This is a genomic window from Acinetobacter lwoffii (assembly GCF_022809915.1).
GTDB classification, from domain to species: Bacteria; Pseudomonadota; Gammaproteobacteria; order Pseudomonadales; family Moraxellaceae; genus Acinetobacter; species Acinetobacter lwoffii_M.
In genome coordinates this window covers 1-26,432 of sequence record NZ_JALGQY010000005.1, presented here as the reverse complement: position 1 = coordinate 26,432, position 26,432 = coordinate 1, and the positions used below count along the sequence as shown (strand labels likewise).

Here is a 26,432-nt window from a genome sequence, read left to right as displayed (position 1 = left end):
TTTTTTGAGATTTTCATTCATCGGAAACTGCTATTTTTCGCCTAATTGGCTTTGGCATCTGTATTAAAAATCAGCATAATGGATTCCGCATAACCATAAAAAAGATGCAATGCATTATAAAAAAGCAAAGATTGGCGGCTGGGAAGCTGAAGCATAAGGTGCGGAGCATCGAATAAAAAGGAAAGAGTGAGATGACTCAGATAAAAGATATATTTAAATTTCGCAAAAGTTATTTGGCGATGACAATCGGTTTCAGCCTGTTGCCTTCTGCACATGCGATGCAGGAATTATCAGATTCTTCTCTTTCTGACACCACAGGTGAGGGTGTTGCGCTGGTACTTGATGATTTTAAAATGGTGTTTCAAGGCCCTAACGATCTCTCGGCTGGCTCGAGTTATGAGCGGAAGATTCCTGATCCTGGAAAAGCAGATACAGGATTTATTCGTATTATTCCGACGGGTGAAAATTACAACCAACTTGGGCAGCGTGTATACGACAAAGTTTATAAATCTACATATGATAATACTTTTCATGTTGAAAGAACGCAGAATTATGCAACTGAGTATCAGCAAGCCTTTGATACGTTAAAAACTGATTTTTATAATAATAACTATAATACGATTAAGAATACTCATGATACACAAACAAACCGGGACGCATTTAAGCAAGAATTAGTTGATTATTATTATAATACCGACTTTATGAAAGCCTATTATGAACAACGTCGTGATGATTATTATAATGGAGCCGGTAAACCCGCTTTAATTCAATATAGTCTAGTCGATGATGGCACAACAATGTTTGATCACTCACCGGGGAATCTAATTGATTTAAATAATAAGGCAAAAACAAATGCATTGGAAATGATTGACCTTCTTTATGGTAAGGATGCGACGAAATCAATTCCTGCAACTGAATGGAGTACGTCTGGTACTAGGGAAAATATTATTGGAGCAATTGTAGATGCAAGAATTCTTGCATTAATTAAAGCAGATTATGATAAAAAATTTGAAGCTGCTTTAGCTGAAATGATGAAAGATGCAGATAGTGCTGCTATGGCTGAAATCATTGCTAGAGCAGATCATGCTGCTAAAACTGAAGCTGCTAAAATTTCTGTGAGCACTTTAAGAACTAAAGCCGATGTATTTATTTATGGTCTGGCATTATCGAAAAGTGATGGTTCTTTAAGCACACGATACAGTAATCAGGGTTTCAGCTGGGGATCAGCAGATAATCCCTGGTTATTTCGGGCAGGAACTGAAAACGTCAAACAGTTTAAGGACGCTGCTAAAGATGTAGGCTATATTGCTTTGGAAGCCCCATTAAGTCCAATCGCAGGGGTTGAAAGTGATAATAATATCAAGCTGGGCTTCTGGAGTGATATTTTTGCACGTGAGCTTAACTCCTCGAATGCTGTAGATCCTATAACAGGTGGGCCAATATCAGGACTTGATACGGATTACCGATTAAGAACCCAATTTGTTGCCAATGGTCTGAGTTTTAATGGCTCGCAAGTTCGGTTATTTCAAACCTTAGAATCTGACAATAAGAATTACAGCCAAACATTGGGTATGGCGAGTATTGTTCGTCTGAATACCAATGATCGACCAGAAACTCTAAGCAGTAGCGATAGTAATCTTAACAGTAAAGGTATTCGTCTCAGTACCGCAGCAAAAACAGATGCACTTGATGGTAATGTTCCAACCCCGGCCTTGAATGGAAGTGATGCTCCTATATTTCATGATTCTGAGGGTTTATATCTCTATAGTCCAAATATTAACTTGGTGCTTGGTAATATGTACCAGCCTTTCGTTGTCGGTTCAGAAGGCAATAATATTATTTTAGAAGTGACACGTATTCCCAATATTCCTGCTATTTATAATCAAATTTATCAAAATTATGGGGGCGGATTGGGTACAACAGATTTAAAGGGTTCGACCTGTAATGTCTATAGTTGTGGTACACCGATTAAAAATAATGTGTCAGATACCACCGCACTTTATCAAGGGCGTAATGCGACTCACAGTAGTATCTCAATAGGGACTACAGAGCGTATCTCAGGAACAAATATGCTGCGTGCCAAGGATGGTGTGAATTCAACAGGAATCGTATTTAAAAATACTGAGGGTGTAAGTAAGAATTTTGGATCTGCTGTCATTGATGGTGTCCTGATTCAGCATCTGAAAATTAGAACAACTGGTCTTTAAGGGAGTATAAGAATGTCCAAATTAGCAACACTCTGTGCATTATTATGTACTTCTATGGCCAGTCTTGCCGGATTGGAAGCCCTTGATCAGCAAGCACTAACCAATACAGTGGGGCAGGGTGGAGCTGATCTTAACTGGACTTTATCTTTAAACCATGTTTATGCGACAGATTTAAGTAAAGATAAAATTTCTCGGCTTGATGGAAGTGGCAACCCGCTAGAAGTATTTTATGTTCTAGATCCCACCGCTTGTGGAGCAACAAAACAATTTTGCCGTCTGGCAATAGCGCCGAATAACCATGTCGATGCCAATGGAAATAAAAAGTGGTTAGTCTTTAAAGGCATTCAAGGCACGATTCAGATTGATAAGTTTTCGATCGATGGAACAACCATCATTAATCATCGTAATGAACCACAAACGGCGATGCAAATTACCTTTTATGATCACCAGCCTTTAAAGATCCGTAATTTAGGCTTTAATACAGTTTCCATTGAAACGGGTACAGGTGCTGGCGCCTTGGAAGGTTATGCCAATACAGGTGTTTATAGTACGTATACAGGGCGTACCTATAATGCCGATGGAACTTATACAACCGCGCCCCAAGATGTTCCTTCATTTGATAAAGGTGCTGAAAAAGGATTTATGGGGTTGAACGTTCATGGAAATCTGCATACGTCAGGCAATTTGAAAATATTTGGTTATAACTGTACAGGTGGAGCACAAAGTCGTTGTTAGTAACAACGTCAAGTACAGCATAAGGATATAAAAATGAAAAAAACAACAATAAAGTTGAAATTGCTAACGGTATGCATGTGTCTTATACAACAAGGTTATGCACTTGAAACTATTGAAGAGCAGGAATTGAGTGAAGTCACTGGACAAGATGGTATGGTGATTACTCATGAAATCTCTAAAGCCAGTATTGCTCAAGCCAATTGGTATGATCCAAATCCAACTGCCAATACTAAAATGGGCTTAGGTCTACATAATGTTGAGATTATTGGAAAAGATAATAAACCAATCATTAGTCAACTTGAAATAGATGTAGGTGCCACTTCACAAGGGGCAGGACTTCGGCTAGCTGCAAGTGTTTCACCCTTTCAAGCCACTGCAGATTTAAAATTGGTAAAGATCGCGTGTACGACCAATCCATGTAGTCAATCTGCGAATAGTATTCGGACTGCGGGTACTCAATCTAATCAAAGTTTGGGGGCATTAGGGATTAGTACCTCTACACCGCTTAGTGTGCTATTACAAACCAGTGCAGGTCTATTTAATAAAGATTCAATTGCCAGTATCGATTTTCAACTTAAAAATGCCACGATTAGTCATAAATTAGGTGAAAATAGTCTGATTTTGAATGACTTTAACTTTAACTTCGCGGGTCAAGGATATATGTACATTGACCCGGATGAAGGCGTGGTACTGACCACACGAAATGGCAGTCAAGATCATTATGTGGATCTAAAGCGTGCTGAAGATATTACTGATATCACGGCTGACCGGGTTAATCCGACCAATCCAGGGGTTAATATTGACTTGCGTTATAACACGCCAAATAATGAACGTAAAAATATTATGCGTTTAGGGGCTTCGGGTGCAGTCACTAACGCAAGATTATCCATGAGTGCCGATCAAACCCAGATAGGTACTTTTGATGTTAGTAACAAGGTGAATGGTGTACTAGAACGTCAGGACAAAGCTGCAACAGGTTACAGTGGCCTGGTCGGAGAAGGTGGGTTAAATCTAGGCTTGTCTGCAGATTTTACAGGTGCTAATAGTACCGGGCTTCCAGCAACTATGGCACCTACAACACTTGAGATTGGTCATACCGGTAAGGGAAGCCATGCGGTGCAATTTTCCAAGCTCAGACCATTGACTACACGTACGGCTGCCGGTGCCTTACATGGTAAAAATGCTTATATCGACTTTGGAAATATATATATAAATACCATTACTGCAAAAAGTCTCGATTTCATAATCAATGAAAATATGCAAAAGACTTTAGGTAGTAGTAGCACTGTACTTAAACAGACACTCAGTACCACCACGAATGGAGAAGATTTTGCTTATATCGCCGTACGTGGAATGGATTTTCAGTCTATTGCTGCGAAAGCACGTTTTATATCAGATAACTCTTTGGCGGAAATTGGTGGCGATGGTGGTTCATGGGGAATCGGTATTCCTATTTATAATTTAAATGCCAATGTTGCGTTGTCTGGAACGACTTATGGAACAGACAATAAGCAAGCAATTGCTTATAACATTATGGCATCTACAGAAGGCTATGGAATTGACAAGAAAACCGGTTTACCAAGCACAACCTCGATTATATTGATTGATGGCAAGAATGGCGATCATGGTGAGGCTGTTAACTATTATGCTGGTTTTAGGAATATCGATGCTTTGATCAAGTCAGAAGGGATTATTAGTTATAAAGATGAAGGTATTTATATTCGCGCTGATAAGCTGCTGATTGGAGCCAAAGCTGAGCTTGCGATTGGTCAATTACCAGGATCTAAATATAATTGTACCAATGCATCGATCGCTAAATGCGGGAGCTATGTGCCTCACGATAATTTTTCTAAACGTGATGATGTCCTGACGAATATTGCTTTTAAACTTGATGGAAATGGTGAGCTCCTGATTATTCCTGGTATAGACCCAACCAGCGGTTCACCAGATACCAACTTCCTGTCATTTGATGCAAACTTTAAGTTTAGACCCCTTACCGCAGAAGAAACTGCAAACAAAGATAATTTGGGCAGCTATTTTAGTATTGCCAATGAAGATATTGACTCAACGGGGGTATTAAAAACTTCGTCAATTAACTTTAACCGGATGGAAGGTCATTTGGGTGTCAAAGCAAAAGTTCGTGTCAGTGCAGATACAGTGACTTTGGATAATCAGGTCAAACTCAATTATGAAAATAATATTGCAACACCATTTAAGACCAATTTTGCCATGGCGACCAATGGCAATATGCAAAACATGGCAAGTATTGCACTGACGGGTGGAACCATACGTAGCACGATGGGAATCACACCACGCTAAAAATCAGGATGAGAAAAATGAAAAAAATAATATTAAAAAGTCTAGTGGTAGCTATGATGGGCCTAAGTGGTCAGGTATCTGCATTAACTTCATTGGAAGACCAAGAGCTCTCAGAAGTCAATGGGCAGGCTTTATTGTCAATGGAGGTTCAGTCTGGATTTAACCAGATGGATAATCTAGGAGCTACTTATGACCAGAGTAATATCTCATTTTATAAATTAGGCTTGGAAGCCGAGATGGAAATTAATGCCAATATAAAAAAGCTACAACTCGGGTGTGGCGGTGTTAATGGTGCAACCGGCTGTGATATTGATATTGATCATATTGCCTTAAGTGGTAATCCTACGAATGGCGCGGATCGTGCCGCGACTTCAGCTCTGATTACTAATCCATTTGTACAATTTGCCATAAAAAATCCAAATCAGGCATCTACACGTGAAGTTTTAGGTTTCCGTTTAAGTGCGGAAAAGATTTCAGGTCTATTGACAATGGGGACAGAAAATAGTGCTACACCAAATGGTATTAACAGTTTCAGTGGTTATATGAAAACAAAATCTTCATCAGGAGTTGCAACAACCGCTCCTCGTGTCATGGATTATGCTGCAACTGGAATGAATATTGAGGGTACGGTAAAAGGCACTATATTAGGTCAACCATTACCTCTGGATTTACATTACACATCTAGCAATTATGCTTTCCAGTTAAATTCTACAACAGCACCTTTTACTATTCCTGCTACGATAGTGTCAGGAACAAGAATGAAAGAAGTTGTACTAAAAGGGACAGGGACAGTAGGTCGTATTGATTTTAAAGGACCATTAAAAGCAGAATTATTGGATGGAGCATTAAAATTAGATAAAGATATTACAGGCTACTTAACCGGGCTACAGACAGACATTACCGTTAAACAAAATCTCGGACTTATTCATGCTTTATATTTAAATAATCCAGCTTCACTCTCCTTGCAATCCCAAAGCATTTTATGGCCTGGTGCAGCAGTCGCGGCAAAACAAGGGTGGTGGCTGGCAATGGAAGATGAAGTGGATTTAGGAAGTATTTCACCTTCATATAGTGTGCCAATTTCAGATGCTGTTTTAAAGCAAACTATTGCAGGAATTAACCATGATTTAACCACTAATGTGCGAGATTGTGGAAGTCTGGTTTTTGGTTGTGTGCTAGGAAGTGCACTTGATGTAAAGGAAATTAAAAATCCTGCGCTACTTGATTTCCCTCTTACTAATTTAACTTTACAAGGCCAGAACTTTAAACCGAACTGCTTTGGTGGACATAAATTCTGCTAAGTTTAGTTATAAAAAATCCCGCATTAGGCGGGATTTTTTATAAGAAAGCAAAATTATTTAGCAATTTTTGCCAATAATTCTTCTTTCGAAATATTTACTGATTCAGCATCGCGGCGGCCTTTATATTCAAAAGTACCTGCATCTAAACCTTTTTCACCGATCACAATACGGTGTGGAATGCCTGTAAGCTCAAGATCAGAGAATTTCACGCCCGGACGTTCATTACGGTCATCGAGTAACACGTCAAAACCTGCAGCTTGTAATTCAGCATAGAGTGCTTCCGCAGCTTCCATAGTTCGTGGAGATTTGTGTGCATTCATCGGCACAATGGCAACTTCAAACGGTGCAATGGCAGTTGGCCAGATAATGCCCTTCTCATCAAAGTTCTGCTCGATTGCAGAGGCCACCACACGTGTTACACCAATACCATAACACCCCATTGTTACAGTGAATGGTTTGCCATCTTCACCCAAGACTTTACAACCTAAAGCTTCAGAGTATTTTTGACCCAACTGGAAGATATGCCCCACTTCGATACCACGTTTGATTTGAAGCGTACCTTTACCATCTGGAGATGGATCGCCTTCAACCACGTTACGTAGGTCATAAACTTCAGTGAACTGCGCATCACGTTCCCAGTTTACACCTGTTGCGTGTTGATCTGCTGCATTTGCACCTGCAACAAAGTCAGACAATACCGATGCTGCACGATCAACAATGACGGTGATACCTTTTTCGACCAGACCTTGAGGACCGACAAAGCCAGCAGTTAAGCCAAGGGCTTGCAGTTGTTCTTCAGTAGCAAATGTCAAAGGCGCAGCAATTAAAGGATGTTTTTCAGCTTTAATTTCATTCAGTTCGTGATCGCCACGAAGGAATAATGCAACCACAGGTACATCTTGACCTTCTTCAGTCGCAACACCTTGAACCAATAAGGCTTTTACTGAATGAGCAGGATTGGTACCCAAGAATGCTGATACATCTGCAATGGTTTTTTGATTTGGTGTATCTACCAGTTTGAGTTCTTGTGTAGGTGCCGCACGCTCACCGACAAGTACTGCTTCTGCCATTTCAATATTGGCTGCATAGTCAGATTCAGTCGAGAAGGCGATATCATCTTCACCGCTTGAAGCCAGCACGTGGAATTCGTGAGAACCTGAACCACCGATTGAACCGGTATCTGCTTGAACCGGACGGAAATCTAAACCAAGACGGGTGAAGATTTTGCAGTAGGCTGCATACATGTCGTCGTAGGTTTGTTGCAGTGATTCCTGGTTAGCATGGAAAGAGTAGGCATCTTTCATGATGAATTCACGTGAACGCATTACGCCAAAACGTGGACGAATTTCGTCACGGAATTTGGTTTGTACCTGGTAGAAGTTTGCAGGCAGTTGCTTGTAGCTTTTTAATTCGTTACGTGCAAGGTCAGTGATCACTTCTTCATGCGTCGGACCGAGAACAAATGGGTTGCCATGGCGGTCGTTGAAGCGTAAAAGTTCAGGACCGTATTGTACATAACGACCTGATTCTTCCCACAAAGACGCAGGTTGAGTCACCGGCATATAGACTTGAAGTGAACCGACTTTGTCCATTTCTTCGCGAACGATCGCTTCAACTTTATTTAATACGCGAACGCCCATCGGCAACCAGGTGTATAGACCTGAAGCCAACTTACGAATCATACCGGCACGAAGCATCAGCTGATGGGAAATAACCTCAGCATCGTTCGGGGTTTCTCTTAACGTTGCAAATAAAAAGCGACTCGCGCGCATGGAAACTGTCCTAAAAAATTAAGCGTTAAAGCAGGGATTATACAATAAAAAATGAGGTGAGCATTTGGGAATGTCACCTCATTGTGTTGCATTAAATTATGCCATGATTTTACGTGCCTGACGCAGTATAAAATTCTTAAAGTCATCCAGGTAAGTAAAGATCACCGGCACCACCACCAAGGTCAGCAGGGTAGAGGTAATCACGCCACCAATCACCGCATGCGCCATCGGTGCACTTTGTTCGCCACCTTCACCTAGCCCTAGGGAAAGTGGAACCATGCCCATGACCATGGCACTGGTGGTCATCAGAATAGGACGCAAACGGGTTTTACCAGCGGCAATAATTGCATCATAACGGTCTTCACCGCGGTCCATGGCCTTCTTGATGAAGTCGATCAGCAGAATCGCATTCTTGGTCACCAGTCCCATCAGCATGATAATGCCGATAATCGAAAATAGATTCATGGTGGAATTAAACAGGAATAAGGCCAGAAACACGCCAATCAGCGACAATGGCAGTGAGGCCATAATTGCTGCAGGATGAATAAAACTGTTGAACTGCGAACCGAGCACAATATAGATAAAGACAATCGACAGGGTAATCGCAGTCAGTGCATAACCTGCGGATTCTGCCATGTCGGCATTGGAGCCTTGAGTGTCGAAACTATAACCCGGTGGCATATCGAAATTTTCTTGCAAGCGGCTGATATCCGTCCCGATGTCGCCTGCAGGACGTCCTGAAGTATTGGCCTCGACCAGAACTTCACGTGCCAGATCACGTCGATTAATCTGCGAGGCACCGAGTTTTTCTTCAAATTTGGCCACGCTCGAAAGCGGAACCAGAATTGGTTGATTATTGGCATCGGTTTTATTTGAGGTGATATACATATTCTGTAAATCGCTAGGCAAGCTGCGCTGGTCTTCGGTCAGGCGCAGATTCACATCATAGGTTTCACCTTTTTCATCCTGCCAGGTCGTGACATCATCACCGGCAATCAGCGGACGCACCACATTGGCAATCTGATTGACCGATAAACCTAAATCACTGGCCAAGACGCGATTAATCTGTACACCAAGCGTCGGCTTGGGTTCTTTTAATGAAGTTTCCAGATCGACAATGCCATTAATCTTCGCCATTTCCGTCATAAAACGATCGGAAATTTTTTGCAGTTCATCCAGATCCGGGCCTTTGATCGAGATCATGATCGGCTTCTGGCCACCTGAAACGGTTTCATCGGCGGATGCCACCGAGGTAATGCTGATTCCGGCTATCGATTGCAGATGCTGGCGGAATTCATTATTCAGGTCATTCAGGGTCTTTTCACGTTCGGTACGTGGAGTTACAGTCACCCGTAAACTGACATGGTTTTTACCGCGATCGGTTGCGCCATTAATCACCCCATAGGTGGCTTTGACCTCCGGATGTTGACGAATAATTTGATCCACCTGCTGCAGTTTGGCTTGTGAATATTCAAGTGATGAATCGACCGGTGTTTCAAACTTGATCCGGATTTCGCCTTTATCCGGGACCGGTACAAATTCGGTGCCGATCAGTTTGGATAAACCCAAGGCACCAAATAATGAAGCCACAGCAATCATTAGGGTAATCAATCTGAAGCGCAATGCCAGTTTTAATAATTTTTCATAGACATGGCTTAAGTTATCCAGCTTGCCGGAGATCCAGCTAAAGAAACGTTTCACCCGACCTGGTTTTTTATTCGGATCTTTTTTCTTTTCTGCCCAGTGTGCAGAGAGCATCGGATCCAGGGTAAAGCTGACAAACATCGAGATCAGAACGGCCATACTTACCGTGACCCCAAACTGGTAGAAGAAACGACCAATAATTCCGCCCATAAAGGCCACAGGCAGAAATACGGCAACAATGGTCAGTGTTGTGGCCAGAACAGCTAAACCAATTTCTTTGGTGCCATCGAGTGCAGCAGTCACGTGATCTTTGCCCATGTCGGTATGCCGGACAATATTTTCACGCACCACAATTGCATCATCGATCAACAGACCAATACTCAAGGACAGCGCCAGTAAAGTCATCATATTGATGCTAAAGCCAAAGGCCCAGATAAAGGTCAGCGTGCCCAAGAGAGCAATTGGTAGGGTTAAACCGGTGATTACTGTGGAGCGGAAAGAACCCAGGAACAGTAGGACAATCAGCACAGCCAGTACCGCACCTTCAATAATGGTTCGGGCTACATCACCAATGGTGCCGCGGATACTTTTGGAGGAGTCCACCACCACTTGTAAAGTGGTACCTTGTGGAAGCTGCGCCTCAATACTTTCTAAAGCTGCATAGCTCTTGTCGACTACTTCAATGACGTTTGCATCTGAACTGCGCAAAATATCAATTGCCACCGCGGTTTTACCATTCAAAAAGGCAGCCGATTCCAGCTCTGCCTGACTGTCTTGAATATTGGCCACTTGTCTGAGGAAAATCGGTACGCCGTTTTTATTGGCAATAACCAGATCGCCGAAGGCGAGGGGATGCAGTACTTTGGAATTGATTTCAATGACCAGTTCCGAATTACCCGATTTAAGCGTCCCCCCCGGGACTTCAATATTCTCGGCCTTTAAGGTGTTAATCACACTGTCCACACCAATGCCAAAGGCTTGTAGTTTTTGTGGTTCCACCTGAATCCGGATCTGGCGCTGCGCATCACCCAGCAGGTTGACCGTTCCGACGCCCGGGACTGTACGCAATTGTGGCACAATTCGCTGATCCAGATAGGAACTGAGCGCTTTCACATCCATATTGTCGGATTCAAATACGATCGACATTACCGCATTCGCCGTCGGGTCATAACGTTCTACAATCGGCTCCTGAATCTCATCACGAAATTCAGCAGTTACAGAAGCGATTTTATCCCGCACGTCCTGAGCTGCTGTGGTAGATGTCACATCCAGATTAAATTCAGTGGTGATGATGGACAGGCCTTCACTGGACTGGGAAATCACCTGTTTCAAACCGGAAATGGTATTGATCTGATCTTCGAGTTTCTTGGTGATTTCCGATTCAACCGTTTCCGGAGAAGCGCCCGGATAGTTGGTATAGATCACCACAAAAGGGAAATCGACATCAGGAAATTCTTCAACGCCCATCCGCTGCCAGGAAGCCAGTCCCAGTACCATCAAACAGAACATCATCATGATGGTGAAAACCGGATACTTCACACTAATTCGGGTAAACCACATGTCAATGATCCTGTATGAATGGTTTTAGTTGGCGCTAAGGGTGACAGTTTTTTGCAGATCGGCTTCGCTAAACTTAACCCGGCTGACCTGATCGCTGCTCTCCAGTCCTTGAACCACGGCAATGTTGTCGCTATAACGCTGTTCTAGTACCTGAACATTGACTTTGATAATTTTATTCTGGCGTATTATCCAGACATAAGGTTTATTCTGAATGTCTTGAATAGTATCTAATGGAATCAGCTGGCCAGAAATCTGTTGTGAACTCAGAATGTTGCCTTCAACGAAGGAGCCGATACTTAGCGAAGGAATGGTTTCATTCGGCGTGGCAAAGAATTCGATCTGGCGACTGGCCTGATCTGCGATCGGGGAAATCCGGCTAATTACGGCAGTGAGCCGATTTGGATTACCTTGAATGTTGTATTCGACCTGACTGCCCAGTCTTAAACCTGATTGCAGATCACTAGGTACGCGTGCTTGAATTTCCAGCCGTTTCGGATCGACAATTTCAAACAGGGTTTGTCCAATGGCAACGGTTTGACCCGGTTCAACCTGACGTTGCGTAATCACGCCACTGATCGGACTGGTCATGGTGCCATCACGATCTGCTTTCTGGGCAATATCGACATTGGCTTGCTGGGCGCGGACATTTTCAAGCTGGGCCTGATAATCGACCTGACTTTGTTCATATTCTACTTTTGAAATAAACCCCTGATCGAGCAGACGCTTTTTACGCTGCATCATGTTGTGCGCCTGATTGGCTTGCGCTTGAGTTGAGGCCAGATTCGCACGCGCCTGTGCCAGACGAGCTGCATTGTCCTGATTATTCAGGCGTACCAGCACTTGTCCCTTGGCAACTGTTTGACCTACCTGTGCGTTTACGCTGGTGGCAGTAGCAGAGACCTGTGACTGTATGCTGCTTTGATTGACTGCACGAATGGTGCCGGTGAATGCGGTTTTTTGAACTGAATTGCCAGATTGAACTGCAACTAGATCTTGAGGAATGACTTCAATGGATTTGGCTGTTTCGGTTTGCTGTACGGGTTCATTTTTATCACAAGCCACTAAAAACATATTTAAGCAAAGTGCACTCATGATCAGGATAGAGCGCGGGGAAGGCATATTTAAATCATGAGAATGCGGTGCAGTTTGCATATGAGTCCTTTTAGCTGGCTATGGATCAAAACCACGGCTAGCTATTTGTATTTATTCAAGTGCTTTTAAACGGGCGATAATTTTGTCGTATTCTGCTTCCAGATTTCGATAGCGACTTTGTAAAGATTGAATATTTTCTTTCTGGGAAGCGAGATTTTTCTGGTTATTGTCTAATGTTGTTTTCAGGTGTGCCGGTGGGGTTTTACCTTTACGTAAATATTCACGTTCCTGACGCACAAACATGACCCGATCTTTTTGCAGTTGCTTCATTTGTTCTTGCTGAAAATCAATCTGTTTTTTTAACTGGACCAGGCTGTCATTCTTTTTCTGTAAAGCGGTCTGGCTATTGTTATAAGCACGCTTGAGTTTATGATCTTCGGCAATTCGCTGCGCCTGCTTGGCACGTTGTGGCGCTTGCCTGATATCCGCTTCGGCATTATAAGGACGGGCACGCTTAATCACCTGCATATTCTGGTCAAGTGCTTCATAGCCATAACGGATATGATTTGGCGTGACATTAGTACTGATATTGGCCACACCCTTGCTGTCATAATAACGATACCAAGTGGCTTTTTGCGGGAGTTGGTTACTACTCGCACACGTTAAGCTCACCTGTAACAGTAGCAGCACAACAACAATGAATTGACCAGTCATTTTATTTTTATCAATGACAGCAAGTTTTCTTAAAAACTGACTCATCATTGGCTCCCCGAATTTAAAGTTGACTAAATTACTTATTTTAAAGTAATAATCTTGTTATATTAGACTTAAATTTATCAATAAAAAACTACCGTTAGTCAAAAAAAAACCAATAACGATAAGAAAATGTGAAGCTGTTATTAAAAATAAATGATTTTGTCTACTTGTGTGGAAAATGTTCATTGATAATACAAGTGACTTTATGTTAAAAATGTTTATCGATCGTAATAAAATAATCCTATGAGCCTTATGGCATATAGTTTCTAAAATGGGAAGGGTTAAACAAATGGACGATAAATTCCAAAATCTAAAAATTATGGTTATTGATGACTCAAAGACCATTCGTCGTACTGCGGAAACTCTTCTTCAACGCGAAGGTTATGAGGTCATTACTGCAGTAGACGGTTTTGAGGCTTTGTCAAAAATTGCCGAAGCAAATCCAGATATCGTTTTTGTAGATATTATGATGCCGCGCCTGGATGGTTATCAAACCTGCGCCTTAATCAAAAACTCTCAGAATTACCAGAATATTCCTGTGATTATGCTATCGAGTAAAGATGGCTTATTTGATCAGGCCAAAGGTCGTGTCGTGGGTTCAGATGAATACCTGACTAAACCTTTTAGTAAAGATGAATTGCTCAATGCAATCCGTAACCATATTAGTGCTTAATATTTGATTTTTTTGGGGAATTGGCATGGCACGTATCCTAATTGTGGATGACTCACCGACAGAAACTTTTCGCTTTAGAGAGATTCTTTCTAAACACGGCTTTGAGGTGATTGAAGCAGCCAATGGCGCAGATGGCGTCACCATGGCACAGGCAGAATTGCCGGACCTAGTCCTGATGGATGTGGTTATGCCGGGCGTGAATGGTTTTCAGGCGACCCGCCAGATTGCACGTGGTGCAACGACCAAACATATTCCAATCGTGATTGTGAGTACTAAGGATCAGGCCACTGACCGTGTATGGGGCAAGCGTCAAGGCGCAGCGGATTATCTAACAAAACCAGTCGATGAAAAACAATTAATAGATGTAATTAAGCAGCACCTCAATGCAGGATAAGCTCTATGGCAGCAAATGGATTTATCGAATTGCTTCGCATTGCGAAACGGGGGAATAAAAACTACGTTTCCAATGGCAATGAAGTTAACCGATGGTCGGGCATTGCTTTTGAGATGATGGGGCAATATTTTGTTGCCCCGCTGGGGGAAGTATCAGAAGTGATTTATCCCCCAGAATATACGCCGGTACCCAAGACGCAAGCATGGGTGTTGGGTCTGGCGAATATCCGGGGAAGACTGTTATCGGTTTCTGATCTGACGCAGTACGTATCAGGGCAAAGCAGTCAATTTTCACCGACTCAAAAAGTATTATGTATCAACCATAATGACCAGTATGTGGGTTTGGTCGTAGATCAAGTTTTGGGTATACAACATTTCAATAAGAAAAGTTTCTTTTCGAAGAAATCTGAATTGGATAAAAACTTACAAGAATATTGTCAGGGGTTTTTCCATCAGCACAACCAGCAGTGGCATGTGTTTTTATTCAGTCGTCTGTTGCAAAATCCAAAATTTATGAACGCATCTATAAAATTTATAAATTAAATGTCGCGCTCGAAACTAAGCAAGGCGTCAACCGGGGAGAGGCTGCATGGGCTTTAAACTTAAAAAGAAAAATACAGGTGAGAGCACTGGCCGCAAAGGCGGTAATGCTTTTTTAGCTAAGATTCAAACGCAAGTAGATCAGTTATCACGTGTCTTCGGTGATAGTGAGAAATCAAAACCGCTGATCTATGGAGCAGCAGGCTGTCTTTTAGCCGCACTGATCACTTTATTGTATCTTTTTTATAGTGTTCCACGTACCAATGAACTCACTCAAAGTCTGGGTGATTTGCGTCTCCTCTCACAAACGATTTCGCGCCAAGCGACTGAAGCGACAGCTTCGGGTACGCCTGAGGCCATGAAGAACCTGACTGATTCGCAAAAAGCTTTTGCTGAAAACCTTGAGACAGTTAAAAGTATTCACTCTAACAATGATGCTTTGCAAGCTGTTGATAAACAGTGGACAGAAGTATCCAGCAGTATTGATCTGATTACCTCGCAACAAAAGATTATTAACCAGTTATACGACACCAACATCGCGATTGGTGAAGCGATTCCGGGGATTCAGGCGGAATATAACTTGATGGTCGACCAGATGGCACGTCAAGATATGCCATCGAACCAGGTGGTTATTGCCAAAAACCAGGTATTCATTGCAGAACGTATCTTACGTTCAATCAGTTTGGTACTGACAGGTAATGATGGTTCACGTGAATCTGCGGATGACTTCAGTGCCGATACCGAAACTTTTGGTTCTTATCTGAATGCACAGTTAAATGGTTCTGCTGAACTGGGTGTACAGCGTATTGCTGATCCAACCCTGCGTGAATCTCTGGAAGGCATCAAGGCTGAATATGATGACGTACTGGAATCTGCATCAGCGATTATTCTGAAAAACTCTACACAGATCGTAAAAGTTCGTCAGGCAGCCGCATCTATTTTTTCTCAATCTGATGTGCTTTTGGACAACCTGAATAAATTATCGGGTAACTCAGGTCTTAAAACGGTTGTTCCGGCAGTCCTTCTGATCGCATTATTAGTCGGTTTCTTGCTGTGTGTATTCAAGTTACTTTCTCTGCGTGGCTTGTCGGATAAGCAGCGTGTAGGCCGTTTACAAGAAGAATATGACCGTAACCAGAATGCGATTTTACGTTTACTGGATGAGATCGCCGATCTTGCAGACGGTGACTTGCGTTCATATGCAACAGTATCTGAAGACTTTACTGGTGCAATTGCCGACTCGATTAACTTTGCGATTGACCAGTTACGTGACCTGGTATCGCGTATTACTGAAACTTCACAAGAAGTTGCGCAATATACTGCAACTACACAAAGCATTACCAACCAGTTAGCTGAAGCATCTGAGCATCAGGCACAAGAAATTGCTGGTGCTTCTGCAGCGATTAACGAAATGGCACTGTCGATTGACCAGGTATCTGCCAACGCCGATGAATCAGCGGTGGTAGCAGAGCGTTCAGTACAAATTGCTGCAAACGGTGCGGATGTCGTACATCGCTCGATTGAGGGTATGGACACGATTCGTGAACAGATTCAGGAAACTTCAAAACGTATTAAACGTTTGGGTGAATCTTCTCAGGAAATTGGTAACATCGTAGCCTTGATTAACGATATTGCTGACCAGACGAACATCCTGGCATTAAACGCAGCAATTCAGGCATCGATGGCCGGTGAAGCAGGTCGTGGTTTCGCGGTCGTAGCCGATGAAGTACAGCGTCTTGCGGAACGTTCAGCTTCTGCAACGAAGCAGATTGAAGGCCTGGTAAAAACCATTCAAACGGATACGAACGAAGCCGTTATTTCGATGGAACAAACTACATCGGAAGTTGTACGTGGTGCGAACTTGTCTAAAGATGCCGGTGTAGCACTAGATGAGATTCAAACAGTATCGAACAACCTTGCGAAACTGATTGCGAACATTTCTGATGCTGCGAAACTGCAGTCAGCATCTGCAGGTCATATTGCGACCACGATGAATGTCGTACAGGAAATTACCTCGCAAACCACCAGTGCAACCTTCGATACAGCACGTTCAGTATCTGAACTGGCAAACATGGCCGATGCATTACGTGAATCTGTATCTGACTTTAAACTACCAGAATAAAGTCAGACATGATGGGGAAATGTGTCTTGACCGCGGTTGAGACACATTCAGAAAATACAGATAAAGCCTCGACAAGATGTACTTAACTTCATACGTTAGGTATCGCGTGACGGTCACAATTAAGTTTGAGCGCCCTTCTTGGCGGCATAACGTAAGAAGCATGAGCTATGAAAGAAATATTAAAAAATTTAGTTGAAACGACAACGCTTCCTGAAGATAGTTATCTTGACCAAGATGCAGAAATTCTTGAAATTTTTGTTGAGGAAATCGAAGAGATCTTCGTTGAGTTAAATGCTTTATTTCCAGAATGGTTGAGCAATCCAGATCATCAAGAAAATCTGAAGACCATTCGCCGCCATTTTCACACCCTGAAAGGTTCAGGCCGCATGGTCGGGGCAAAATCGGCAGGGGAAATGGCCTGGGCGGTTGAAGATACCTTAAACCGGGTTTTGTCCGGTTCGATTCAGCTAACACCGACGGTACAGAAATTTGCCCAAGCGGTACTGAATGTCTATCAATATGCTTTATATCCAAAATTCAAACATGTACAGCAATTGGATCTCGATCTGCGTCCAATGGTGCTGTTGGGACAACAATTACAACAACAAATTTCGCCTGAACCTGCATTGGAAGAATTACTGGCATTGGCAGATCATTTGACCGCTGAAGGTCAGATGACAGGTCTTGAGCTTGCAGACAATGAGCCAAGTGAAGTTGAGCTAACAATAGCGCCAGTAGAAGTACCGGTTCGCAGTGATATCGAAGAAACTGTGGCGATCTTTATTGAAGAAGCAGAAGAGCATCTGGAAACGATTGCCACCTTCCTTCGCACTGAAGATGAAAAATCACAAGATTATAATGCGCTAATTCGTGCGATTCATACCTTGCGCGGCAGTTCATCCATGGCGCAGATTGACCAGATTTTTGAGGCCAGCTCTAAAGTAGAGCATCTGTTCAAAACCCTGCTGCAAGATGAAATTGTCTCAACCTCAAAAGAAACTGCTTTACTGATTCAGTATGCCGAGTTTGTCAGTGACTATCTGCATTTGCTACGTCAGGGCAACACTGCAAAACTGGATGCGGTATATGCCACCTTTGAGCGTGTCTGGAATGATTATGGCTTTGCAGTTACTGAAACCAATAGTATTCAGACGCAAGGCTTGGTGTCCAAACTGGTTGAGCTGGATATTGATCTGTTATTGGATGCCGAGTTTGAATTTGATAAACGCGCCCAAGTCGATTATCCGGAATATATTCAGGCACTCAGCCAGCAGGCTGCGGAATTGCTGGCACATACAGAAAGCCGGGCAGCGCAGGGAATTCATGAATTCACTGCCGATCTGAAATCGGCTTATGATGCGCTGCTTGAAAAGCCAGTGCTGCTAAACAGCGATTATGCTTATGAACTGTTCGCACAGGCGCATCAGGAATTTATTCATTTATTTGATACCTTGGCCGCAGGACAGCGCGTCATTCTGAATGATGAAATTCAAAAAATACTCAGTGAACTGTCTGCATTTGTGCAGCAGGATCTGGAAATATTTGCTGAAGATAATACCAATCAGAATGTTGAGCTAAGCTCAGAGGCCACACAGGTGGCTGAAACTGTCGCGACTGGCAGTGTCGATTTTGCTGGCTTGAGCCAACGCATCGCTGCGGATCGTCAGCAGCAGCAAAGTGCTGAAACCAACCGTGATTTTGATGAAGAATTACTAAGTATCTTCCTGGAAGAAGCGGATGAATTGCTGGCAGGCATTGATGAAGATCTAAATACCTGGAGCAAAAAACAGGATGATACGACCTCACTGAACAATCTGATGCGTCATTTGCATACCTTAAAAGGTGGTGCAAACATGATCGCAGCATCGCATATCGGTTTGATTGCGCATGAACTAGAAAGTATTTATGAGCGGGTGATCCGTCAGCAAATTGCCGTGACACCTGCTTTAATCCAGATTATCCGTCTGGTACAGGACAACGTTTCCGATCGTATTCAATCTATTCGGGAAGACGGTATTGATTATCCTGCACCAGAAGCGATTGCGATTCTGCAAAATATTCAGGCGCTGGTTTCTGGACAAGCTGTTGCTGCTGTGGAGAGCGCGAACACTGTAGCTAAAGTTGTAGAGGTCGAAGCGACATCAATTCCTGAACCGCAACTTGAAGTGTCAGCAACGACTGAACAGCCTGCAACTGATCTGGCTGAAGCTGAAGAATTACTGGAAATCTCTGAGTCTTCTGAGGCTATTGAAGACACACCAGTAGAACGTTCTGAAGAAGACGAACTGAAATCCATTGTTGAAGAGTCTTTCCTGGAAGAATCCGAAGAGATTCTGGCGAATGCCGAGAAGCTCCTCAATCAATGGTTTGATCAGCGTAGTGACCGTAGTTTATTGCTGCAATTACAGCGTGCCGCCCATAGTATCAAGGGTGGCGCACGTATGATTGATGTTGAAGAAGTGGCCAGTATTGCCTATGAGCTGGAAACGACTTTCGAACAGTTTGCGGTCTATCAATTTAACTCGAATGCCTATGATGGCTTATTGCAGAAAACGCTGGTCTGGTTAAGACAGGCGATTTTCCAGCGCGACTATAGCGGCTTTGAGCCGCTGCACAGCAGTCTGAAAAAGATTGCTTATGTGGACGTTACTGCGCAATTGCCTGAGCGTCTGGCGAAAACAGATAATCTTGTAGTCAGCACAGACTTCGGCTTTGTTGAAGGTGATGGTACTGAACCGCCACAGATGATGGGTGAATGGGCGAATAGCGGTACCAGCGATAGTAATAACGAGATGATCCGTATCTCTGCTGATCTGGTCGAGAAGATGATTGACCTGTCCGGTGAGAACTCGATTAACCGTTCGCGTATCGAGATGGACCTGGGTCAGCTAGGCAATACCTTGAACGAGATGGAATTGGCGATCAAACGTCTTGCTGATCAGTTACGTCGAATGGAAGGCGAGCTGGAATCACAGATTATTGCCAAACACGGTTCAGAGAACTCGCGCTATGCTGACTTTGACCCGCTGGAAATGGACCAGTATTCGTCGCTCAACCAGCTGTCTAAATCACTGGCAGAATCTGCATCAGATTTGGTCGACTTCAAGAGTACACTGGCCGACAAGATTCGCGAAACTGAAGGTCTGTTATTGCAACAATCCCGTATTCAGGCCGAGATTCAGGAAAGCCTGATGCGTACCCGTCTGGTTCCATTTGATCGGATGTTGCCGCGTTTACAGCGTATCGTGCGTCAAACCTCGACCACCTTGAACCGTCCTGCAGAACTGATCGTACAGAATACCGAAGGTGAACTGGATCGTAACATTCTCGAGCGTCTGGTCACCCCATTTGAGCATATGCTGCGTAACGCGATTGACCATGGTCTGGAAGATACTGCAGATCGTATCGCACTGAACAAGCCGGAAGTCGGTTCTATTGTCTTGAACATCAGCCGTCAGGGAACCGATGTAATCGTGTCCTTTAGTGATGATGGTAAGGGGATTGATGCAGAGAAGATTCGTGAAAAAGCCCTGAGTCTGGATCTGATCAAAGCGGATCAAGCCATCGATCAGGAAGAAATCCTGCAATTTATCTTCCATCCTGGTTTCAGTACCGCGAAAGCAGTGACCCAGATTTCTGGTCGTGGTGTCGGTCTGGACGTGGTACAAAGCGAGATCAAATCACTGGGCGGTCATGTGTCAGTGAGCTCGGAACTGGGCAAGGGCACGGTCTTTACGATCCGCGTTCCGACCACCGTAGCGGTCAGCGATGCCTTGATGGTGAAAGTGGGCGATCAGCAATATGCGATTTCACTGGCGCAGATTGACCGAATTGTACGTATTGCGCCGACTACATTGGAAAGTTATTTCAACAGTAAAGATGACTATTTCAAGATCGATGGCGAAAATTACAAATTGCGCTATCTGTCTGAGTTTGTGGGCAACCAGCCGATTCCACGTCTGAATAATGTTGGGCATTCATTGCCGGTGCTGTTGATCAAAGGAAATAGTGGTCAGACCATTGCCTTACTGGTCGATCAGCTGGTCGGTTCACGAGCGCAGATTGTAGTAAAACCGATTGGACAGCAGTTTGCCAACGTCGGGGTGGTGGCCGGTGCCACGATTCTGGGTGATGGTCAGGTCTGTCTGATTCTCGATGGACAGAATGTTGCCCGCCAGATTCAGGCGACACAGCGTGTCAAACAGCTGAATGATCAGCGTGATGGTTCGCGTAATTCCAATGCACGTCGTCTGGTAATGATTGTCGATGACTCGGTAACTGTACGTAAAGTGACGTCGCGTCTGCTTGAACGTCAAGGCTATGATATTGTGACTGCCAAAGATGGTGTGGATGCGATCGAGCAGCTTGAAAACGTCAGACCGGATCTGATGTTGCTGGATATCGAAATGCCGCGCATGGACGGTTTCGAAGTGACCAATCTGGTTCGTCACCATGATATTCACCGTGACTTGCCGATTATCATGATTACCTCACGTACCGGTGAGAAGCATCGTGAACGTGCATTCAGCTTGGGCGTAACGCACTATATGGGTAAACCGTTCCAGGAAGCGGAGCTGCTGGCCAATATCCAGCAACTGATTGCTGAAAAACAGGGGTAATATATGAGTCAGACCAATTCGAACAGCAAAATGGCTGATCAGATTAGCCAGCAGGAACTTCAGCATCTGATTACGGTATCGACCGGATTTATTGATGCCTATATTATTGACTGTCATGGCAAAGATCCGATGCTATTGCCACAAAATATTGTCCTGTCAGCACTGGATAGCAATACGCAGGTTAAGACAGTGGAGTGGCATGAAGCACAATTGCCAGTTTATGCAGTGAATGATCCTTTACGTCAAAATGGAGTGGCACTGGTGATTGAGGGTGATGAAATCACTCAGCGCTTTGCCTTGATGTGCAATGAAATGCCGAAAACCATCCGGATTCGTATTTCCGAAGTGGTCGATGTCGATCAGCCGGTGAATGATCCTGCCATCTTTCAATATGTGCGCATGAACGAACAGCTGTTCCATATTCCGAATATGACGAATATTCAGGCTGCAATCGGGCCGTAATTCAAACTATAAAATATAAAAAAGGAACTTCATGGAGTTCCTTTTTTATTACGTCATCTATTTATTTAATTCCCAAGTAAGTTGACCAAGATCTGCTCATAAATTTCAGCCAGTGGCTCTAGGTCTGCAATATCGACATGTTCATTGATCTGATGAATCGTGGCATTTAATACGCCAAGTTCCAGAACTTGTGCACCTGTAGGCGCAATAAAGCGGCCATCTGAGGTGCCACCCGAAGTCGAGAGTTCGGTTTCAGTCCCTGTCACATTCAGAATGGCGGTTTTAGCTGCATTTACCAGGTCACCGACCGGGGTCAGGAAAGGCAGGCCAGATAAAGTCCAGGAAACATCATAGTCCACACCATGACGATCCAGAATTTCCAGTGTACGGGATTTAAGTTCTTCGGCAGTCACTTCAGTTGAATAACGCCAGTTGCACAATAGGTTCATGGTGCCGGGAACAACATTGGTTGCGCCTGTACCTGCATTGATATTGGAAATCTGGAAGGTCGTCGCCGGGAAATATTCGTTGCCATGATCCCAGACTGTGTCGCACAGTTCAGCAATCGCTTTAGAGGCGGTATGAATCGGATTCACGGCCAGATGCGGATAAGCCACATGACCCTGTTTGCCTTTGACTGTAAGGTTGGCATTTAATGAACCACGACGGCCATTTTTGACAATATCGCCCAGTTTATTAGTACTTGACGGTTCACCGACCAGACACCAAGTAATTTTCTCATTACGCGCTTCCAGTGTTTCAATCACTTTCACCGTGCCGTTAATCGATGGACCTTCTTCATCTGAAGTAATCAGGTAGGCAATCGAACCTTTGTGATTCGGATATTTTTCAACAAAACGTTCTGTTGCAACTACCATGGCTGCCAAAGCCGTCTTCATGTCAGCACTGCCACGACCATAAAGTTTGCCTTCACGGATTTCTGGTAAAAAAGGATCTGAGTTCCAGGCATCCAGATTCCCTGTTGGCACGACATCGGTATGGCCAGCGAAACAGAAGACCGGACCTTCTGTGCCTTTGCGTGCCCAGATATTATCTACATCTTCAAAGCGCATGGATTCAATATTGAAACCAATCTTCTTTAAACGTTCAGCCATGATGTTCTGGCAGTCATGATCAATCGGTGTGACAGAAGGCTGACGTAATAGTTGCAGGCTTAAATCGAGGGTAGCGGAAGAGCTCATACGGTATTCAACAGTCGATAATTTTTTCGGCTCTATAATAGGCGAATATAGGCTTGAATGTGAACGACTGATATAAAAAAACCCTATCTGGGATAGGGTTCTGTGAGCGTTTAGGAAAAAACTAGTTTTGACGGATTTCGTCAGAGGTTTTTTCAGCAGTATTGGTTACCGCATCACCAGCTTTAGACACATCTTTGCCCATGCCTTTTACGGTGTTACAGCCAGTCAATACAAAAGCCATCATTAATGAAGCAGCAAGAATTTTTTTCATCATCATCTCCGTATAATCAATAATAAAATTATTATGATGTGGGACTTAGAGTAGAAAATATACGCTCTAAAAAATATGTGGTTTTCATAGTGCTTCGGTTAATAAATGTAATGCTTTATAGGGGCTTATGCGATGGATGCTGGATCAGCACCGGATTGCGATACATATAAAAGTCATTGCTATCGACCTTTTTATAGAGGCCATCCGTCCACCAGATCGCAGCTGAACTGCTCGGCCGGGCTTGCGGATAAATCCATTCATGTCGTTGCAGACGATAGAAACCGTGCTGTGCAGCAGGAATATGCTGTCCCCATAAGCCCAGACGACGCTCGGTATTGATCCATGAGGGAATTGGTTGATCAGCATGATGTGTAGGCAAATACAGCTGTCCCTTGAGGACGCAAAACCGTCTTTGAATGGGATGCTGCAAAGCCTCATCAAACTGGAATTGTTTTTGTGTGAAATGTTTCATTTTTCTGATTAAAGTATCGGTGCGGTTCAGGCCATACCAATGCGGCAGACTAAAATCGGCTTCGGCCAGATAATACTTCAATGCCACTTCCCAATGTTCAATCTGTCCTGTATCGGTATTGAATAGCAGAAAATCCAGCTCGCCCAAGGTCTTGGCACCCTCAATTTTTTGCAGACTGTGACCAAGCAGCCGATAGGGATGGTAAGCATCATCGAGCAACCAGAACCAGACCAGCATTTCGAAGCGCAGCCCTAAACGCGTACTTTTCAGTTGCTGTACAAATTCGATTAATTCTTCTGGATGCTGATCAAGAAATTCCAGGCGTGGATGATAACGGCTAAGATGTTGCTGCCAGGTCTGGCTGTCATGCAGTTCAAAACGATGTATGAGTTCAAGTTCATCCGGAATACCGGACAGGATATTCGGACTGCCGACAGCGAATGCTAGTTGCCGCACCAAAGGATGTTGATAACGTTGCCAGGCTTCTACAAGATTTTGGTTTAAATTGGAAAAGGGCATAGTACAACCTGTGAAAAGTGCAGAAATACAACGGACAGTATCGGAAAACGCTTTATACTACCTGAATTCTGCGGCTAGGGTTGATGTATGAAAGTGTTGTTTTGGCGAAGTCTGGTGGTGCTGTTTGTGATCCTGGGCTTTATCGGTGCAATCCTGCCGGGTATGCCAACAACGGTCTTTTTGATTCTGGCGGCCTGGGCAGCATCCAAAGGCTGGCCGCAAATGGATGAGTGGTTATTGAATCATCCCAAATATGGTCCAACCTTAAGAGATTGGCGCGCGCATGGTACTGTACCGCGTAAGGCCAAATGGCTGGCCAGTATCATGATGCTGATCAGCGGGATCATCATGCTGTTTACTACGGCACCCTTGGCCGTAAAAGCCTTTACCAATATTACGATGCTGATCGTCGCGATCTGGTTATGGCGACGCCCTGAACCGAATCAGATCATTATTCAGCAAAATACAGTCGGCCCAGAAAAGACAGATATACCGACAGCGCCATCTGCAGAGAGCCAGTTAAACCCTATAGAGCCAAATAAAATAGAGTCTGAGAATAACAAGTCATGAATACCTTGCATCTGGATCAAGCTGATATCCTGATTGATCTTGCCCAACAAAAACTGTATCTGCCCAATCTAAACAAGCAATATCTGATTTCCAGTGGCAAAAATGGCATTGGTGAAACTGAAAATAGTGGCAAGACTCCTCGTGGCTGGCACAAGATTGCTGAAAAGTTTGGTCAGAATGCTCCCTTAAATAGTGTATTTGTCGCACGTCAGGCGACGGGTGAAATTTATAATCCCCAATTGGCAGCGGAATTTCCGCAGCGTGACTGGATTCTGACGCGCATTTTATGGCTGAGTGGCCTTGAGGCAGGTTTTAATCAAGGCGAGGGCTGCGATACCTATCAGCGTTATATCTATATTCATGGCACACCAGAAACTGAAAAGATGGGAGAGCCGCTGTCGCACGGCTGTATCCGTATGCGTAATCCAGAGGTCGCTGAATTATTTGATCTGATTAGTGAGAATGCACTGGTTTATATCTCAGAACAGTCATTAGATCTGGAAAACTAAATATTTCGAAAAGCGAATAAAAGTTAGATTTTAAGATTATGTGAAAATGGTTTTGTTTTTATGGACTGAATCTGCTTGGTGGAGACAGCAGAAAAGATTGATTAATCTGATCCAGATGGTATTTTTATCGCATGGAATAGGTTAAATGATTATTTGAAGCTTAGATTTACTGGCATTTTCTGAATAAAAATAAATGACAGTTGAAAGATTACATGAACACAACGTCGAGTATTTTAAAGCTTTGTATAATCCTTAATCAGAATTGCAATACATCGTATGGTTAAGACTGAAACCTGGCAGGGTAAAACACAAAATTTCGCTTCTATTTTCATTCTGAAAATTAAAAAATTTCGGTAGAGACTTAAAAAATAAACAAAAAGTGTTGTTTTTTTTAACAAACAACCTATTTTTTAATCACTCACACCTAAAAAGTGGAAAACATTCCGAAAAGCGTTTGACAGGCTGTGCAGATTCTCTATAATGCACCCATCAAACGATGATAGACGTTTAGAAAGGGCGCTTAGCTCAGTTGGTAGAGCGTCTGCCTTACAAGCAGAATGTCGGCGGTTCGATCCCGTCAGCGCCCACCAAGCTCTTTCATGTTGAGACCTTATAGTTGCAGCGGTAGTTCAGTTGGTTAGAATACCGGCCTGTCACGCCGGGGGTCGCGGGTTCGAGCCCCGTCCGCTGCGCC

Annotated in this window: 18 protein-coding genes, 2 tRNA genes and 1 pseudogene; 14 read left to right on the top strand and 7 right to left on the bottom strand. The window is 43.6% G+C overall.

Annotation, left to right across the window (positions count from 1 at the left end; genetic code table 11):
- The first annotated feature begins 191 nt into the window (after window positions 1–191).
- The 4 genes from MTX11_RS04300 to MTX11_RS04285 are packed head-to-tail and all read left to right on the top strand — an operon-like array spanning window position 192 to window position 6,562.
- Window positions 192–2,207, top strand: coding sequence for a hypothetical protein (locus tag MTX11_RS04300; RefSeq protein WP_243474451.1), 2,016 nt, complete (start codon window positions 192–194; stop codon window positions 2,205–2,207).
- 12 nt (window positions 2,208–2,219) lie between these two features.
- Window positions 2,220–2,942, top strand: a complete 723-nt coding sequence (locus MTX11_RS04295) for a hypothetical protein (protein WP_243474450.1) — start codon at window positions 2,220–2,222, stop codon at window positions 2,940–2,942.
- A gap of 33 nt (window positions 2,943–2,975) precedes the next feature.
- A complete protein-coding gene (locus MTX11_RS04290; protein WP_243474449.1) occupies window positions 2,976–5,261 on the top strand; it encodes a hypothetical protein in 2,286 nt (761 codons plus the stop codon).
- Between the two features lie 17 nt (window positions 5,262–5,278).
- Window positions 5,279–6,562 carry a hypothetical protein gene (locus MTX11_RS04285; protein ID WP_005106243.1) on the top strand — a complete coding sequence of 428 codons (1,284 nt, stop codon included), beginning with the start codon at window positions 5,279–5,281 and terminating at the stop codon, window positions 6,560–6,562.
- A 53-nt stretch (window positions 6,563–6,615) separates the two neighbouring features.
- Here the strand turns inward: MTX11_RS04285 and MTX11_RS04280 are convergent, their stop codons facing one another.
- The 4 genes from MTX11_RS04280 to MTX11_RS04265 all read right to left on the bottom strand — a co-directional run bounded on the left by MTX11_RS04280 (window position 6,616) and on the right by MTX11_RS04265 (window position 13,389).
- Window positions 6,616–8,334 (bottom strand): proline--tRNA ligase, encoded by a 1,719-nt coding sequence (locus MTX11_RS04280; RefSeq protein ID WP_243474448.1) that lies wholly within the window; start codon window positions 8,332–8,334, stop codon window positions 6,616–6,618.
- Between the two features lie 96 nt (window positions 8,335–8,430).
- Window positions 8,431–11,538: an efflux RND transporter permease subunit gene (locus tag MTX11_RS04275; protein WP_243474447.1), complete on the bottom strand. Its 3,108-nt coding sequence runs from the start codon at window positions 11,536–11,538 to the stop codon at window positions 8,431–8,433.
- A gap of 24 nt (window positions 11,539–11,562) precedes the next feature.
- Complete coding sequence (locus MTX11_RS04270; protein ID WP_243474446.1) at window positions 11,563–12,690, bottom strand: efflux RND transporter periplasmic adaptor subunit; 1,128 nt, start codon at window positions 12,688–12,690, stop codon at window positions 11,563–11,565.
- A gap of 51 nt (window positions 12,691–12,741) precedes the next feature.
- Window positions 12,742–13,389 carry a hypothetical protein gene (locus tag MTX11_RS04265; protein WP_219310132.1) on the bottom strand — a complete coding sequence of 216 codons (648 nt, stop codon included), beginning with the start codon at window positions 13,387–13,389 and terminating at the stop codon, window positions 12,742–12,744.
- Between the two features lie 286 nt (window positions 13,390–13,675).
- On the opposite strand from MTX11_RS04265, the gene pilG reads away from it, so the two are divergent.
- From pilG to MTX11_RS04235, 6 genes are all read left to right on the top strand, one after another.
- Entirely contained in the window at window positions 13,676–14,059 is a 384-nt protein-coding gene (gene pilG / locus MTX11_RS04260) for a twitching motility response regulator PilG (protein WP_004280711.1), read from the top strand.
- 25 nt (window positions 14,060–14,084) lie between these two features.
- Window positions 14,085–14,453 carry a response regulator gene (locus tag MTX11_RS04255; protein WP_004280710.1) on the top strand — a complete coding sequence of 123 codons (369 nt, stop codon included), beginning with the start codon at window positions 14,085–14,087 and terminating at the stop codon, window positions 14,451–14,453.
- A gap of 5 nt (window positions 14,454–14,458) precedes the next feature.
- On the top strand, window positions 14,459–14,995 hold the full coding sequence (locus tag MTX11_RS04250; protein ID WP_004280709.1) for a chemotaxis protein CheW: 537 nt from the start codon (window positions 14,459–14,461) through the stop codon (window positions 14,993–14,995).
- A 46-nt stretch (window positions 14,996–15,041) separates the two neighbouring features.
- Window positions 15,042–17,114, top strand: coding sequence for a methyl-accepting chemotaxis protein (locus MTX11_RS04245; protein ID WP_005106253.1), 2,073 nt, complete (start codon window positions 15,042–15,044; stop codon window positions 17,112–17,114).
- 167 nt (window positions 17,115–17,281) lie between these two features.
- Window positions 17,282–21,733, top strand: a complete 4,452-nt coding sequence (locus MTX11_RS04240; protein WP_243474445.1) for a hybrid sensor histidine kinase/response regulator — start codon at window positions 17,282–17,284, stop codon at window positions 21,731–21,733.
- Window positions 21,734–21,736: 3 nt separating this feature from the next.
- Complete coding sequence (locus MTX11_RS04235) at window positions 21,737–22,195, top strand: hypothetical protein (RefSeq protein ID WP_243474444.1); 459 nt, start codon at window positions 21,737–21,739, stop codon at window positions 22,193–22,195.
- Between the two features lie 65 nt (window positions 22,196–22,260).
- Here MTX11_RS04235 and dapE read toward each other — a convergent pair whose 3' ends face one another.
- The 3 genes from dapE to MTX11_RS04220 form a co-directional block, all read right to left on the bottom strand.
- Window positions 22,261–23,397: a succinyl-diaminopimelate desuccinylase gene (dapE, locus tag MTX11_RS04230; protein WP_005106258.1), complete on the bottom strand. Its 1,137-nt coding sequence runs from the start codon at window positions 23,395–23,397 to the stop codon at window positions 22,261–22,263.
- Window positions 23,398–23,518: 121 nt separating this feature from the next.
- Window positions 23,519–23,671 carry an entericidin A/B family lipoprotein gene (locus tag MTX11_RS04225; RefSeq protein ID WP_004280704.1) on the bottom strand — a complete coding sequence of 51 codons (153 nt, stop codon included), beginning with the start codon at window positions 23,669–23,671 and terminating at the stop codon, window positions 23,519–23,521.
- A 112-nt stretch (window positions 23,672–23,783) separates the two neighbouring features.
- On the bottom strand, window positions 23,784–24,659 hold the full coding sequence (locus tag MTX11_RS04220; RefSeq protein ID WP_243474443.1) for a DUF1853 family protein: 876 nt from the start codon (window positions 24,657–24,659) through the stop codon (window positions 23,784–23,786).
- 87 nt (window positions 24,660–24,746) lie between these two features.
- Here MTX11_RS04220 and MTX11_RS04215 point away from each other — a divergent pair.
- The 4 genes and pseudogenes from MTX11_RS04215 to MTX11_RS04200 all read left to right on the top strand — a co-directional run.
- Window positions 24,747–25,100 (top strand): annotated as a pseudogene (locus MTX11_RS04215) (YbaN family protein); the annotation flags it as partial.
- Window positions 25,101–25,225: 125 nt separating this feature from the next.
- The gene (gene elsL, locus MTX11_RS04210) at window positions 25,226–25,738 is read left to right on the top strand and encodes a cell wall-recycling L,D-carboxypeptidase ElsL (RefSeq protein ID WP_243474441.1); all 513 of its coding nucleotides are present in this window, start codon (window positions 25,226–25,228) and stop codon (window positions 25,736–25,738) included.
- A 514-nt stretch (window positions 25,739–26,252) separates the two neighbouring features.
- A tRNA-Val gene (locus MTX11_RS04205) sits at window positions 26,253–26,328 on the top strand.
- Between the two features lie 28 nt (window positions 26,329–26,356).
- Window positions 26,357–26,430, top strand: a tRNA-Asp gene (locus MTX11_RS04200).
- Window positions 26,431–26,432: the final 2 nt, after the last annotated feature.

Bases quoted from the DNA above. Each gene is read 5' to 3' on its own strand.
- MTX11_RS04240 (WP_243474445.1), top strand. From the start codon at position 17,282: ATGAAAGAAATATTAAAAAATTTAGTTGAAACGACAACGCTTCCTGAA.
- MTX11_RS04225 (WP_004280704.1), bottom strand. From the start codon at position 23,671: ATGATGAAAAAAATTCTTGCTGCTTCATTAATGATGGCTTTTGTATTG.
- MTX11_RS04255 (WP_004280710.1), top strand. From the start codon at position 14,085: ATGGCACGTATCCTAATTGTGGATGACTCACCGACAGAAACTTTTCGC.
- MTX11_RS04250 (WP_004280709.1), top strand. From the start codon at position 14,459: ATGGCAGCAAATGGATTTATCGAATTGCTTCGCATTGCGAAACGGGGG.
- MTX11_RS04265 (WP_219310132.1), bottom strand. From the start codon at position 13,389: ATGAGTCAGTTTTTAAGAAAACTTGCTGTCATTGATAAAAATAAAATG.
- MTX11_RS04280 (WP_243474448.1), bottom strand. From the start codon at position 8,334: ATGCGCGCGAGTCGCTTTTTATTTGCAACGTTAAGAGAAACCCCGAAC.
- MTX11_RS04300 (WP_243474451.1), top strand. From the start codon at position 192: ATGACTCAGATAAAAGATATATTTAAATTTCGCAAAAGTTATTTGGCG.
- MTX11_RS04275 (WP_243474447.1), bottom strand. From the start codon at position 11,538: ATGTGGTTTACCCGAATTAGTGTGAAGTATCCGGTTTTCACCATCATG.
- MTX11_RS04295 (WP_243474450.1), top strand. From the start codon at position 2,220: ATGTCCAAATTAGCAACACTCTGTGCATTATTATGTACTTCTATGGCC.
- dapE (WP_005106258.1), bottom strand. From the start codon at position 23,397: ATGAGCTCTTCCGCTACCCTCGATTTAAGCCTGCAACTATTACGTCAG.
- MTX11_RS04220 (WP_243474443.1), bottom strand. From the start codon at position 24,659: ATGCCCTTTTCCAATTTAAACCAAAATCTTGTAGAAGCCTGGCAACGT.
- MTX11_RS04285 (WP_005106243.1), top strand. From the start codon at position 5,279: ATGAAAAAAATAATATTAAAAAGTCTAGTGGTAGCTATGATGGGCCTA.
- MTX11_RS04290 (WP_243474449.1), top strand. From the start codon at position 2,976: ATGAAAAAAACAACAATAAAGTTGAAATTGCTAACGGTATGCATGTGT.
- MTX11_RS04245 (WP_005106253.1), top strand. From the start codon at position 15,042: ATGGGCTTTAAACTTAAAAAGAAAAATACAGGTGAGAGCACTGGCCGC.
- pilG (WP_004280711.1), top strand. From the start codon at position 13,676: ATGGACGATAAATTCCAAAATCTAAAAATTATGGTTATTGATGACTCA.
- MTX11_RS04270 (WP_243474446.1), bottom strand. From the start codon at position 12,690: ATGCAAACTGCACCGCATTCTCATGATTTAAATATGCCTTCCCCGCGC.
- MTX11_RS04235 (WP_243474444.1), top strand. From the start codon at position 21,737: ATGAGTCAGACCAATTCGAACAGCAAAATGGCTGATCAGATTAGCCAG.
- elsL (WP_243474441.1), top strand. From the start codon at position 25,226: ATGAATACCTTGCATCTGGATCAAGCTGATATCCTGATTGATCTTGCC.